Source organism: Burkholderia sp. LMG 13014, assembly GCF_905232215.1.
Taxonomy (GTDB): Bacteria; Pseudomonadota; Gammaproteobacteria; order Burkholderiales; family Burkholderiaceae; genus Burkholderia.
In genome coordinates this window covers 17,619-31,234 of record NZ_CAJNKE010000026.1, presented here as the reverse complement: position 1 = coordinate 31,234, position 13,616 = coordinate 17,619, and the positions used below count along the sequence as shown (strand labels likewise).

At 66.1% G+C, this 13,616-nt stretch carries 12 protein-coding genes; 10 read left to right on the top strand and 2 right to left on the bottom strand.

Features of this window, described 5'->3' with window-relative positions:
* The coding region (locus JYJ84_RS05975; protein WP_205183133.1) for a LysR family transcriptional regulator at window positions 1–174 on the bottom strand (174 nt) is incomplete at its 3' end.
* A gap of 413 nt (window positions 175–587) precedes the next feature.
* On the opposite strand from JYJ84_RS05975, the gene JYJ84_RS05970 reads away from it, so the two are divergent.
* From JYJ84_RS05970 to JYJ84_RS05945, 6 genes are all read left to right on the top strand, one after another.
* The gene (locus tag JYJ84_RS05970; protein ID WP_175222250.1) at window positions 588–2,273 is read left to right on the top strand and encodes a GMC family oxidoreductase; all 1,686 of its coding nucleotides are present in this window, start codon (window positions 588–590) and stop codon (window positions 2,271–2,273) included.
* 458 nt (window positions 2,274–2,731) lie between these two features.
* Complete coding sequence (locus JYJ84_RS05965) at window positions 2,732–3,511, top strand: ABC transporter ATP-binding protein (RefSeq protein WP_021160426.1); 780 nt, start codon at window positions 2,732–2,734, stop codon at window positions 3,509–3,511.
* Complete coding sequence (locus JYJ84_RS05960; protein ID WP_122944057.1) at window positions 3,508–4,263, top strand: ABC transporter ATP-binding protein; 756 nt, start codon at window positions 3,508–3,510, stop codon at window positions 4,261–4,263. Before JYJ84_RS05965 ends, JYJ84_RS05960 begins: the two co-directional genes overlap by 4 nt.
* A gap of 76 nt (window positions 4,264–4,339) precedes the next feature.
* On the top strand, window positions 4,340–5,539 hold the full coding sequence (locus tag JYJ84_RS05955) for an ABC transporter substrate-binding protein (protein ID WP_122944058.1): 1,200 nt from the start codon (window positions 4,340–4,342) through the stop codon (window positions 5,537–5,539).
* A 128-nt stretch (window positions 5,540–5,667) separates the two neighbouring features.
* Window positions 5,668–6,552, top strand: coding sequence for a branched-chain amino acid ABC transporter permease (locus JYJ84_RS05950; RefSeq protein ID WP_122944059.1), 885 nt, complete (start codon window positions 5,668–5,670; stop codon window positions 6,550–6,552).
* Complete coding sequence (locus JYJ84_RS05945; RefSeq protein ID WP_174960253.1) at window positions 6,552–7,526, top strand: branched-chain amino acid ABC transporter permease; 975 nt, start codon at window positions 6,552–6,554, stop codon at window positions 7,524–7,526. Before JYJ84_RS05950 ends, JYJ84_RS05945 begins: the two co-directional genes overlap by 1 nt.
* Before the next feature lie 806 nt (window positions 7,527–8,332).
* Here the strand turns inward: JYJ84_RS05945 and JYJ84_RS05940 are convergent.
* Window positions 8,333–8,527, bottom strand: a complete 195-nt coding sequence (locus JYJ84_RS05940; RefSeq protein WP_122944062.1) for a hypothetical protein — start codon at window positions 8,525–8,527, stop codon at window positions 8,333–8,335.
* Between the two features lie 118 nt (window positions 8,528–8,645).
* On the opposite strand from JYJ84_RS05940, the gene JYJ84_RS05935 reads away from it, so the two are divergent.
* The 4 genes from JYJ84_RS05935 to JYJ84_RS05920 all read left to right on the top strand — a co-directional run bounded on the left by JYJ84_RS05935 (window position 8,646) and on the right by JYJ84_RS05920 (window position 13,601).
* Window positions 8,646–9,803, top strand: a complete 1,158-nt coding sequence (locus JYJ84_RS05935; RefSeq protein WP_122944063.1) for an ABC transporter substrate-binding protein — start codon at window positions 8,646–8,648, stop codon at window positions 9,801–9,803.
* Window positions 9,804–10,001: 198 nt separating this feature from the next.
* Window positions 10,002–11,057 carry a branched-chain amino acid ABC transporter permease gene (locus tag JYJ84_RS05930; RefSeq protein WP_122944065.1) on the top strand — a complete coding sequence of 352 codons (1,056 nt, stop codon included), beginning with the start codon at window positions 10,002–10,004 and terminating at the stop codon, window positions 11,055–11,057.
* 4 nt (window positions 11,058–11,061) lie between these two features.
* Complete coding sequence (locus tag JYJ84_RS05925; RefSeq protein WP_122944066.1) at window positions 11,062–12,846, top strand: ATP-binding cassette domain-containing protein; 1,785 nt, start codon at window positions 11,062–11,064, stop codon at window positions 12,844–12,846.
* Window positions 12,846–13,601 carry an ABC transporter ATP-binding protein gene (locus JYJ84_RS05920; protein WP_122944067.1) on the top strand — a complete coding sequence of 252 codons (756 nt, stop codon included), beginning with the start codon at window positions 12,846–12,848 and terminating at the stop codon, window positions 13,599–13,601. Before JYJ84_RS05925 ends, JYJ84_RS05920 begins: the two co-directional genes overlap by 1 nt.
* Window positions 13,602–13,616: the final 15 nt, after the last annotated feature.

Below are 13,616 nucleotides of genomic sequence, written 5' to 3'. Positions count from 1 at the left end.
CGTGAGCGCGAGCCCGCGCGACGTGCGGGTAAACAGCGTGACGCCGAGCGTTTCCTGCAGATGCTTGATCTGCAGGCTGACGGCCGGCTGTGTCAGGTGCAGGTGTACGGCGGCGCGCGTCAGGTTGCCTTCGCGCGCGACCGTCGCGAACGCGCGGAGCAGGGTGAGATCCATCGTCGTGATATGAGCGCAGCTTATAACGCAGTTCAGCATAACTCATTGGATCGGCGGGCGGCTGCCGGAGTACGCTTCATCGGTCGTGGCGCCGGGCCGCAAGCGCGGCCGGCGACGCACTATGCTGGAAATGACGCGCGGGATTGCGCCGCGTGGCGGACAACAATGAGATTGGGATGGGATTCGCGTCAGCACAAAAGCGCTGATGCGGGCCGACCGCCGTGGGGTAGGAGTAAGCGCGGAAGCGCTGACTCTTACCAACCACACCATGGGATCCGAGTAAGCGCTAAAGCGCCAACTCGGGCCGACCGCCGTGGGGTTGGAGTAAGCGCTGAAGCGCCAACTCCAACCAACCACGCCATGGGGCCCGAGTAAGTGCTGAAGCACTAACTCGGGCCGACAGGAGACAAACGATGACGACTCAACGCACGCTAGAAGGCGAATTCGATTACGTGATCGTCGGCGCGGGCACCGCGGGCTGCGTGCTCGCGAACCGCCTGACCGAAGATCCCGACATCCACGTGCTGCTGCTCGAAGCGGGCGGCAAGGACGACTATCACTGGATCCACATCCCGGTCGGCTATCTGTATTGCATCGGCAACCCGCGCACCGACTGGCTGTACAAGACGCAACCCGAAGCGGCGCTCAACGGCCGTGCGCTGTCGTATCCGCGCGGCCGCGTGCTCGGCGGCTGCTCGTCGATCAACGGGATGATCTACATGCGCGGCCAGCGCGAGGATTACGACAGCTGGGCGCAGGAAACCGGCGACGCCGGCTGGGCGTGGGACAGCGTGCTGCCGATCTTCAAGCGCAGCGAGGATCACCATGCGGGCGCGAGCGACGCGCACGGCGCGGGTGGCTACTGGCGTGTCGAGAAGCAGCGGCTGCGCTGGGAGATCCTCGAATCGTTCGCGCAGGCCGCGCAGCAGACGGGCATCCCGGCAACCGACGATTTCAACCGCGGCGACAACACCGGGGTCGGTTATTTCGAGGTGAACCAGAAGCGCGGCGTGCGCTGGAATACGTCGAAGGCGTTCCTGCGGCCCGCGATGGCGCGCCCGAACCTGACCGTGATCACCGGCGCGCAGGCGCAGCGCGTGATCTTCGACGGGCGGCGCGCGGTGGGCGTCGAGTATCGCGGAGGCGGCACCGACTACGTTGCACGGGCGCGCTCGGAGGTGCTGCTGACGTCCGGCGCCGTGAATTCGCCGCAGCTGCTCGAACTGTCGGGCATCGGCGATGGCCAGCGGCTCCAGGCGCTCGGTATCGACGTCGTGCAGGATCTGCCGGGCGTCGGCGAAAACCTGCAGGATCACCTGCAATTGCGGATGGCGTTTCGCGTCGAAGGCGTGCGCACGCTCAACACACTGTCCGCGCACTGGTGGGGCAAGCTGATGATCGGCGCCGAATATGCGTTGCTGCAGCGCGGGCCGATGTCGATGGCGCCGTCGCAGCTCGGCGCGTTCGCGAAATCCGATCCCGACGATCCCGCCCTCACGCGCCCCGATCTCGAATATCACGTGCAGCCGCTGTCGCTCGAACGCTTCGGCGAGCCGCTGCACAGCTTCAATGCGTTTACGGCGTCCGTGTGCCATCTGCGGCCGACGTCGCGCGGCAGCGTGCATATCGCGAGCGCCGATCCGGGCGCAGCACCCGCGATCGCGCCGAACTACCTGTCGACCGACCACGATCGCCACGTTGCCGCGAACGCGCTGCGCCTCACGCGCCGGATCGCGTCCGCGCCGGCGCTCGCACGCTATCGTCCCGAGGAAATCCTGCCGGGCCTGCAGTACCGGAGCGAAGCCGAGCTGATCGAGGCGGCCGGCGCGGTCGGCACGACGATCTTCCACCCGGTCGGCACCTGCCGGATGGGGCGTGCCGACGATGAGCGCGCGGTGGTCGACAGCCGGTTGCGCGTGCGCGGCATCGCCGGGCTGCGGATCGTCGATGCGTCGGTGATGCCGTTCATTACATCGGGCAATACCAATTCGCCGACGCTGATGATCGCCGAACGCGCGAGCGACATGATCCGTGCCGATCGCCGCGCGGCGCGCGAAGCGACGCCGGTGCGCACCGAGGCCGCAGTGACGGCCGCGTGACGGAACGCTGGCACGCACGACAGCGGGCCGTCATGATGACGCCCGCTGATTCGCTATGCGAAACAAGCTGCCGTTGCAGAACCGGTGCCGATGGCGTCGATTGCATCGGTTAGCCGGCAAGATCCATGCAAGCCGTGCAGCCGCACGGCTTTTTTGTTGCGTGCGTGCCGGGCCGTGCGAATGGCCAACGGATGATGATGCACGTGTCAAAAAAACAGGGTGAAAAACCGTGCACAGCCGCGCGCGACATGGCGACCAGCCCTATAAGTGCAAATCCCGATGATTGCACTGCACCAACGGCGAGACAATGTGGCGCAGTGTGCATACGCGTCGGCGCGGGAGACCACCCTCGAGGCGTAACACGGCGCCCGGGGCAGCCCGCTCATCCGCTGACCTGTTTCGCGGACGCTTCTCGCGAACTTTCCCGGTGCTTCGCCTGACTTCGTACGGAAGGGAACATGATTCTCGGCGACACGATTCTGGAAACACGCGGACTGACCAAGGAATTCAGGGGCTTCACGGCCGTCAACGGCGTGAACCTGCGTGTGCGTCGCGGTGCGATCCATGCGTTGATCGGACCGAACGGCGCGGGCAAGACCACCTGCTTCAACCTCCTCACCAAGTTCCTGACGCCGACAGCCGGCCAGATCGTCTTCAACGGGATCGACATCACCGACGAGCGGCCCGCGCAGGTGGCGCGGCGCGGCATCATCCGCTCGTTCCAGATCTCGGCCGTGTTCCCGCACCTGACCGCGCTGCAGAACGTGCGCATCGGCCTGCAGCGCGCGCTCGGCACCGAATTCCATTTCTGGCGCAGCGAACGCACGCTGAAGCGGCTCGACGATCGCGCGATGGATCTGCTCACGCAGGTCGGCCTCACCGATTTCGCGCAGGTGCCGACCGTCGAGCTCGCATACGGCCGCAAGCGCGCGCTGGAGATTGCGACCACGCTTGCGATGGAGCCCGAACTGATGCTGCTCGACGAGCCCACGCAGGGGATGGGCCACGAGGACGTCGACCGCGTGACCGCGCTGATCAAGAAGGTCGCGAGCGGCCGCACGATCCTGATGGTGGAGCACAACATGAACGTGATCGCGGGCATCTCCGACACGATCACCGTCCTGCAACGCGGCGAGGTGCTGGCCGAAGGCTCGTATGCGGAAGTGTCGAAGAATCCGCTCGTCATCGAGGCCTACATGGGCAGCGCCGACGCGGCGCTCGCGGGGGCGCACGCATGAAGCACAGCGAACGGGAGGAACGCGAATTGAGCGGCGTCGAAAGCGGTACGCCCGCGCTGGAGATCACGGGCCTGGAGGCCTGGTACGGGGAATCCCACATATTGCACGGTGTCGACCTGACGGTGCATCGCGGCGAGGTCGTCACGCTGCTCGGCCGCAACGGCGCGGGCCGCACGACGACGCTGCGCGCGATCATGGGCCTCACGGGCCGCCGCAGCGGGTCGATCAAGGTCGCGGGCAACGAGACGATCGGCCTCGCGACGCACCGCATCGCGCATTTCGGCGTCGGCTACTGCCCGGAGGAGCGCGGGATCTTCTCGAGCCTGTCGTGCGAGGAGAACCTGATGCTGCCGCCGCCGATCGGGCCGCGCGACCACGCGATGTCGATCGACGAGATCTACACGATGTTCCCGAACCTCGCGTCGCGCCGGCAGAGCCAGGGCACGCGATTGTCCGGCGGCGAGCAGCAGATGCTCGCGGTCGCGCGGATCCTGCGCACCGGCGCGAACCTGCTGCTGCTCGACGAGATCTCTGAAGGCCTCGCACCGGTGATCGTGCAGACGCTCGCGCGGATGATCGTCGCGCTGAAGGCACGCGGCTACACGATCGTGATGGTCGAACAAAATTTCCGCTTCGCCGCGCCGCTCGCCGACCGGTTCTACGTGATGGAGCACGGCAGCATCGTCGAACATTTCCAGGCGGCCGAACTGGAAAGCAAGATGCCGACCCTGCACGACCTGCTCGGGGTGTGACGCCGCCCCGTCTCTCTTGCCGCTAGCCGTGGCGGCTTCGAACAACCACAACGCATCAGAACAACAGGAGACGTCAATGAAAATGAAGACCCTCGCACACGCCTGTCTCGCGCTCGCGACTGCCGCGTTCACCGCCGGCGCCGCGCAGGCCGCGGATACCGTGAAGATCGGCTTCATCACCGACATGTCGGGGCTTTACGCGGATATCGACGGGCAGGGCGGCCTCGAAGCGATCCGCATGGCAGTTGCCGATTTCGGCGGCAAGGTGCTCGGCAAGCCGATCGAGGTCGTCTATGCCGATCACCAGAACAAGGCCGACATCGCCGCGTCGAAGGCGCGCGAATGGATGGACCGCGGCGGGCTTGACCTGCTGGTCGGCGGCACGAACTCCGCCACCGCGCTGTCGATGAACCAGGTCGCGGGCGAGAAGAAGAAGGTCTACATCAACATCGGCGCTGGCGCCGACACGCTGACCAACGAGCAGTGCACGCCGTACACGGTCCACTACGCATACGACACGATGGCGCTCGCGAAGGGCACCGGTTCGGCGGTGGTGAAGCAGGGCGGCAAGACGTGGTTCTTCCTGACCGCCGACTACGCGTTCGGCAAGGCACTCGAGAAGAACACGTCGGATGTCGTGAAGGCGAACGGCGGCCAGGTGCTCGGCGCGGTGCGCCACCCGCTGTCCGCGTCGGATTTCTCGTCGTTCCTGTTGCAGGCGCAATCGTCGAAAGCACAGATCCTCGGCCTCGCGAACGCGGGCGGCGACACGATCAACTCGATCAAGGCCGCGAAGGAATTCGGCATCACGAAGTCGATGAAGCTCGCCGCACTGCTGATGTTCATCGACGACGTGCACAGCCTCGGCCTCGAGACGACGCAGGGCCTCGTGCTGACCGACAGCTGGTACTGGAACCGCGATGCGGCGTCGCGCCAGTGGGCGCAGCGCTACTTCGGCAAGATGAAGAAGATGCCGTCGAGCCTGCAGGCAGCCGACTACTCGTCGGTGACGACCTACCTGAAGGCGGTGCAGGCCGCCGGCACGACCGACTCCGACAAGGTGATGGCCGAGCTGAAGAAGATCAAGATCAACGACTTCTACGCAAAGGGCTACATCCGCACGGACGGCAGCATGATCCACGACATGTACCTGATGGAAGTGAAGAAGCCGTCGGAATCGAAGGAGCCGTGGGATTACTACAAGGTGCTCGCGACGATTCCGGGCGAACAGGCGTTCGGGACCAAGCAGGAGACGCGCTGCGCGTTGTGGAAGTAAGCAGGGCGTAGCGGCGCGCGCGGGCGCGCCGCTCGGTGGCGGCTGCAGCGATGTGCCCGCTGCGCCGCCCGCGTACGCGACGCACAAAGGTTGCGTGCGCAACGAAACTCATTCTGACGGCTAAGTCGATGGAAATCTTTGGCATTCCGTTGCCGGCGATGCTGAGCCAGTTGCTGCTCGGGCTCGTCAACGGCTCGTTCTACGCGATCCTGAGCCTCGGGCTCGCGGTGATCTTCGGGCTGCTCAACGTGATCAACTTCGCGCACGGCGCGCTGTTCATGCTGGGCGCGATGCTCGCGTGGATGGGCCTGTCGTATTTCGGGCTGCCGTACTGGGCGATGCTCGTGATCGCGCCGCTGGTGGTCGGCGCGTTCGGGATCGTGATCGAGCGCTCGATGCTGCGCTGGCTCTACAAGCTCGATCACCTGTACGGGCTGCTGCTCACGTTCGGGCTCACGCTGGTCGTCGAAGGCGTGTTCCGGTCGATCTACGGATCGTCGGGCCAGCCGTACGACGTGCCGTCGCAGCTGTCCGGCGCGACCAACCTCGGCTTCATGTTCCTGCCGAACTACCGCGCGTGGGTGGTCGTCGCATCGCTCGCGGTGTGTCTCGCGACCTGGTTCGTGATCGAGAAGACGCGCCTCGGCGCGTACCTGCGCGCGGGCACCGAGAACCCGAAGCTCGTCGAGGCGTTCGGCGTGAACGTGCCGATGATGATCACGCTCACCTACGGCTTCGGCGTCGCGCTCGCCGCGTTCGCGGGCGTGCTGGCCGCGCCGGTGATCCAGGTGTCGCCGCTGATGGGCCAGCCGATGATCATCACCGTGTTCGCGGTGGTCGTGATCGGCGGGATGGGCTCGATCCTCGGCTCGATCGTCACTGGCCTGCTGCTCGGCGTGATCGAAGGCTTCACGCGCGTGTTCTATCCCGAAGCATCGGCCACCGTCGTGTTCGTGATCATGGCGATCGTGCTGCTGTTCCGCCCGGCGGGCCTCTTCGGCAAGGAAAAATGATGCAGAGAAAAGTGCTCTACGGCGTGCTGCTCGCCGCACTGCTCGCCGCGCCGTTCATCGGCGCGTACCCGGTGTTCGTGATGAAGGTGCTCACGTTCGCGCTGTTCGCGGCCGCGTTCAACCTGCTGATCGGCTATACGGGGCTGCTGTCGTTCGGCCATGCGATGTTCCTCGCGACCGCCGGCTATGCGACCGGTTATTCGATGCAGACGCTCGGGTTCACGCCGGAGCTCGGCGTGCTCGTCGGTACCGTTGCCGCGACGCTGCTCGGGCTCGTCGTCGGGCTGTTCGCGATCCGGCGGCAGGGCATCTATTTCGCGATGATCACGCTCGCGTTCGCGCAGATGGTCTACTTCATCTACCTGCAGGCGCCGTTCACGCACGGCGAGGACGGCCTGCAGGGCGTGCCGCGCGGCCACCTGTTCGGGCTGCTCGACCTGTCGAACGACGTCGCGCTGTACTACGTCGTGCTGGCCGTGGTGGTGGCTGCGTGCGCATTCATCGTGCGGGTCGTGCATTCGCCGTTCGGCCAGGTGCTCGTCGCGATCAAGGAGAACGAAGCGCGCGCGATCTCGCTCGGCTACGACACCGACCGCTTCAAGCTGCTCGCGTTCATCCTGTCGGCGGGCATCGCGGGGCTGGCCGGTTCGCTGAAGGTGCTCGTGCTCGGCTTCGAGACGCTGTCGGACGCGTACTGGACGATGTCGGGCCTCGTCGTACTGATGACGCTCGTCGGCGGGATGGGCACGCTGTTTGGCCCGCTGCTGGGAGCGGCGCTGATCGTTGCACTGGAAGACCGGCTCGGCGACATCGGCGAATGGCTCGCATCGACGACCGGCATCGGCTGGTTCCATTCACTCGGCGAATCGGCGACGATCGTCACGGGGCTGATCTTCATCACGTGCGTGCTCGCGTTCCGGCGCGGGATCGTCGGCGAAATGGTCGCGCGGATCAAGCCGCTCAGGGCGTCCTGAAAGTGTGCGGCGCGCGTCACCGGGCGTTGATGCGAAGCACCATCGGGCATGTTCCGGAAGGGCGTCGCAGCGTGCTCGGGCCGGCGCCGCGCGGTCGGCTGGTGCCCCATTTTCGTGCGGCGATGCACCATAGGGGTAAATGCTAAGTTGTCGCAGTGTGAAAGGTAATTTAATCTTCGTCTCAGTTCTGATGCACCGCGAAACGAATTTGCAGGTGGAGAACGAGGAGACAATCGAGGCACAAAGTGCCCGGACCCCAAAGCGCTGTTGGACGGAATCCAACAGCGCTTTTTCATTTGCGTGCACGGATTTCCGCCGATGGTGCATCGGCCAGCGCAGTGGCCGTCTTCCGCGCTTGCGTTCGCACCGCGCTTCTTCCGCGCTTCGCCGCGTCCCCCCGTTTTCCATTTCCCGCCATCCGTTCGCAGACGATGCGCCACCGCGCGTCAGCCGTTCGGGCTAACCCGGTTGGCGTGCGCAAAACGCGTCCGTTACACTCAGCTTTCGCCGACCGCCCGGTCGGGAAAATCGGTCGGCAGTTCTCCTACAAGCAGAATGCAGAAGAGGGAGTACGGTTGGATGAGCAGCGCAGGACGATGGATCGGGGCAGGAAGGGCGGCTGGTGCCGTTCGTTCGTCGTGGGGTGGGCCGCATGTCGCCGTGGCCTTTCCGAGCCGTTCTGCGGGCTGTAGACGCGCTCCGGCCCCGTCGCCGGTCGTTGCGTGCGCATCCGTATCGGACTTCACCTCTGCACGCGCATGAGCGGCCGGCTTCCCGATCGTGCGCCCGTCGCGGGCCCGGCCGCATCAGGCCGGATCGACGCGCGTTTCCCTGATCGTTGCGCATGCATCGAGCGCCCGCACGATTCCGCCTTTCTCCGCTTCCTTCATCCAGACGACACCGCTGCTGCGCATCGTGACGGTCGAACGACCGTTTCGACCGGCAGGCGGCGCATGCGTGCGCGGTGCCGTCCGGGCGCCGTCGCGGGTGCGGCGTTTCACGGGAAAACGAGCGTAGGCGTGGCCAGGCGAGATAGTTAAATTATTAACTTGTTTTTGGGGACCGGGAGCCGCCCGAGCGACCCGTGGCTTTTTCGAGCAGCGTTTGGAGACAACGTAAATGAAGATGAATCGATGGATGGAGGCCGTGCTCGCCGCGGGCCTCGTGTGTGCGGCGGCAACGGCGTCGGCACAGGTGAAGATCGGCGTGACGCTGTCGGCCACCGGGCCGGCCGCGTCGCTCGGGATTCCGGAAAAGAACACGATCGCGCTGCTGCCGAAGGAAATCGCGGGCAAGAGCGTGCAGTACATCGTGCTCGACGACGCATCCGACACGAGCCGCGCGGTGCAGAACGTGCGCAAGCTGATCGATGAAGATCACGTCGACGCGATCATCGGCTCGTCCGTCACGCCGAACTCGCTCGCGATGCTCGACCCCGTGTCGCAGGGCAAGACGCCGACGATCTCGCTCGCGGCGAGCGCGCAGATCATTGCGCCGATGGATGCGAAGCGCGCATGGATGTTCAAGGTGCCGCAGAACGACCAGCTGATGGCCGACGCGATCGCCGGCTACATGGCGAAGCACGGCGTGAAGACGGTCGGCTTCATCGGCTTCGCCGATGCGTACGGCGACAGCTGGTACAACACGTTCAACGCGGCGGCCGCGAAGAACGGCCTGAAGGTGGTGTCGAACGAGCGCTACAACCGCACCGACGCGTCGGTGATGGGGCAGGTGCTGAAGCTGATGGGCTCGAATCCCGATGCGGTGCTGATCGCCGGCTCGGGCACGCCGGCGGCGCTGCCGGCGAAGACGCTGAAGGAGCGCGGCTACAAGGGCAAGGTGTATCAGACGCACGGCGTCGCGAACAACGACTTCCTGCGCGTGTGCGGCAAGGACTGCGAAGGCGAGATCCTGCCGGCCGGCCCGGTGCTCGTGACCGACCAGCTGCCCGATTCGAATCCGGTGAAGAAGCCGGCGCTCGGCTACAAGGCCGCGTACGAGAAGGCGTACGGCGCGGGCTCGCTGGCGACGTTCGGCGGCCATGCGTGGGACGCGGGGCTGCTGCTGCAGCGTGCGATTCCGGAAGCGCTGAAGAAGGGCCAGCCGGGCACCGAGGCGTTCCGCGAGGCGCTGCGCGCGTCGATCGAGAACGTGAAGGACCTGCCCGTGTCGCACGGCGTGATCAACATGACGCCGACCGACCACAACGGCTTCGACACGCGTGCGCGCGTGATGGTGCAGATCGTCGACGGCAAGTGGAAGCTGCAGGCCGAGTAAGCATCACGTGAAACCGGCGTGCGCGGCGCGGATGGCGTCGTGCATGCCGTCGGCAGGGTGCCGGCCTGACGGGCCGCGCCCATGCCGCCTGGAACCACCGGGGCCGCCTGCATGGCGCCCGACGCGTCGACCTTGCCGCCCGCGCCCCGGCCGTTTCCGTCTTCCGTTTCTCCGCAGCATTCTCGATACACGAAACGTATGGATCTCTCGATTGCAGCGATCCTCGCGCAAGACGGCATCACGACCGGCGCCATTTATGCATTGCTGTCGCTGGCGCTCGTGCTGGTGTTTTCCGTCACGCGGGTGATCTTCATTCCCCAGGGCGAATTCGTCGCCTACGGTGCGCTGACGCTTGCCGCCTTGCAGGCGCAGAAATTTCCCGCCACCTGCTGGCTGCTGTTCGTGATGGGCATCGCGTGCTTCCTGCTCGAAGTCGGCGGCCTGGTTCGGCATCGCGAACGGCGTCATCAGCTCGGCCGCACGCTCGCGACACTCGGCAGCCGCTACGTCCTGCTGCCGCTCGCGGTGTTCGCGATCACGCGCAGCTTTGCCGCGCAGCCGCTGCCGATGCTCGCGCAGATCGCGCTGACGCTCGCGATCGTCGTGCCGATGGGGCCGTTCGTCTACCGGCTCGTGTACCAGCCGATCGCCGAAGGCACGACGCTGCTGCTGCTGATCGTGTCGGTCGCCGTCCACTTCGCGATGGTCGGCCTCGGGCTCGTGATGTTCGGCGCGGAAGGCTCGCGTACCAACGGCTTCTCGGATGCGTCGCTGTCGATCGGCAGCATGACCGTGTCGGTGCAGAGCATCCTGGTGGTCGTGACGGCGCTCGTGCTGATCGGCGCGCTCTATGTGTACTTCGGCCGCACGATCGCCGGCAAGGCGCTGCGCGCGACGTCGGTGAACCGGCTCGGCGCGCGGCTCGTCGGCATCGGCACGACCGAGGCAGGGCGGCTCGCGTTCACGTTCGCGGCGGGGCTCGGCGTGCTGTCCGGGATCCTCGTCGGCCCGCTGACGACGATCTACTACGACTCGGGCTTCCTGATCGGCCTGAAGGGGTTCGTCGGCGCGATCATCGGCGGGCTCGTCAGCTATCCGCTCGCGGCCGCCGGCTCGCTGCTCGTCGGCGTGCTCGAATCGTATTCGTCATTCTGGGCGAGCGCCTACAAGGAGGTGATCGTGTTCACGCTGATCATTCCGGTGCTGCTGTGGCGGAGCTTCGCGACGCCGCACGCGGAAGAGGAAGAGGAGTGACACGATGAAGACGATGGTACGCAACAAGACCTTCTGGGTGTTTCTCGTGGTGCTGTTCGCGCTGCCGGTGCTGCCCGGCGCGCTGCAGGTGCCGGAATACTGGATCACGCTGCTGAACTACATCGGCCTCTACGCGATCGTCGCGATCGGGCTCGTGCTGCTCACGGGCGTCGGCGGGATGACGAGCTTCGGGCAGGCCGCGTTCGTCGGCATCGGCGCGTATGCGACCGCGCTCCTGACGACGCGCTACGGCGTGTCGCCGTGGCTCGCGCTGATCGTCGGTGTCGTGCTGACGGCGCTCGTCGCGCTCGTGCTCGGCGCGGTCACGATGCGGCTGTCGGGGCACTTCCTGCCGCTTGGCACGATCGCGTGGGGCCTCGCGCTGTTCTACCTGTTCGGCAACCTCGAGTTGCTCGGCAAGTACGACGGGATCAACGGGATTCCGGCGCTGAACCTGTTCGGCATCGAACTCGAAAGCGGCCGCAGCCTGTACTTCCTGATCTGGGCCGTCGTGCTGGCCGCGATCGTGTCGGTGCAGAACCTGCTGAACAGCCGCCCGGGCCGCGCGATCCGCGCGCTGCGCGGCGGCGGCGTGATGGCCGAGGCGATGGGCGTGAACACCGCGTGGATGCGGGTCGTGATCTTCGTCTATGCGGCCGTGCTCGCAGCCGTCTCGGGCTTCCTGTACGCGCACCTGCAGCGCGCGGTGAACCCGACGCCGTTCGGGCTGAATCACGGGATCGAGTTCCTGTTCATGGCCGTGGTCGGCGGTGTGTCGCACGTATGGGGCGCGGTGCTCGGCGCGGCGATCCTGACCGTGCTGCAGGACTACCTGCAGACGCTGCTGCCGAAGCTGCTTGGGTCGGAAGGCAACTTCGAGATCATCGTGTTCGGTGTGCTGATGGTGCTGTTGCTGCAGTACGCGCGCCAGGGCGTGTGGCCGTTCGTCGCGAGACTGTTCCCGCGCGGGCCGCGTGCGCATGTGCCCGAGCACGCCGATCCGTTGCCGCAGCGTGCGAAGCCGGCGGCCGGCGAGCCGCTGCTCGTCGTCGACAACGCGCGCAAGCAGTTCGGCGGGCTCGTGGCCGTCAACGACGTCAGCTTCGACGTGAAAGCGGGGCAGATCATCGGGCTGATCGGCCCGAACGGCGCCGGCAAGTCGACCACGTTCAACCTCGTGACGGGCGTGCTGAAGCCGACGGGCGGCACGATCACGTTCCGTGGCGAGCGCATCGACGGGCTCACATCGCGGCAGATCGTCCGCCGCGGCATCGGCCGGACGTTCCAGCACGTGAAGCTGTTGCCGGCGATGACGGTGCTCGAGAACGTCGCGATCGGTGCGCACCTGCGCGGTCATACCGGCGTGTGGCGCAGCGTCGCGCGGCTCAATGCCCATGAGGAAGCGCAGTTGCTGGCCGAGGCCGCACAGCAGATCCGCCGCGTCGGGCTCGAGAAGCACATGTACGACGAAGCAGGCAGCCTCGCGCTCGGCCAGCAGCGGATTCTCGAAATCGCGCGGGCGCTGTGCTGCGATCCGACGTTGCTGCTGCTCGACGAGCCGGCCGCCGGGCTGCGCTACCAGGAGAAGCAGCAACTCGCCGACCTGCTGCGCCGGCTGAAAACGGAGGGCATGAGCGTGTTGCTCGTGGAACACGACATGGATTTCGTGATGAATCTCACCGACCGGCTGGTGGTGATGGAGTTCGGCACGCGGATCGCGGAAGGGCTGCCACAGGACGTGCAGCAGGATCCGGCGGTGCTCGAAGCGTATCTGGGCGGGGTGGAGTGATGACGGACACGACGATGCCGATTCTCGACGTGCGCGGGCTGGCAGTCCGGTACGGGAAGGTGGAGGCGCTGCACGGCGCGGCGATCAAGGTTGGTGCGGGACAGATCGTCAGCGTGATCGGCCCGAATGGCGCCGGCAAATCAACGCTGCTGAACGCGATCATGGGCGCGCTGCCGGTGAGCGGGCATGCGTCGGGCGCGGTCGTGTATCGCGGTCACGACGTCGGCGCATTGCCGGTCGAGCAGCGCGTTGCGCGCGGGATGTGCCTCGTGCCGGAAAAGCGTGAGCTGTTCAGCACGATGACGGTCGAAGACAACCTCGTGCTGGGTGCGTATCGGCGCAAGCAGGCTGGCGAAGCGAACTTCCTCGACCAGCTCGATCACGTGTTCGCACTGTTTCCTCGGCTGAAGGAGCGGCGCAAGCAGGCGGCCGGCACGCTGTCCGGCGGCGAGCGGCAGATGCTCGCGGTTGGCCGCGCGCTGATGGGCAAGCCCGACCTGCTGATGCTCGACGAGCCGAGCCTCGGGCTGGCGCCGCTGATCGTGAAGGAGATCTTTCATATCATCAGCGCGTTGCGCGGTACGGGCGTGGCGACGCTGCTGATCGAGCAGAACGCGCGGGCTGCGCTGCAGATCTCCGACTACGGCTATGTGCTGGAGACAGGCGAGTTTGCGCTGGAAGGGCCGGCAGCCGAACTCGCGCAGAACCCGCGCGTGATCGAAACGTACCTCGGGTTGGCTAAGAAAACGGCTTGATCGGTGGCGCGGTTG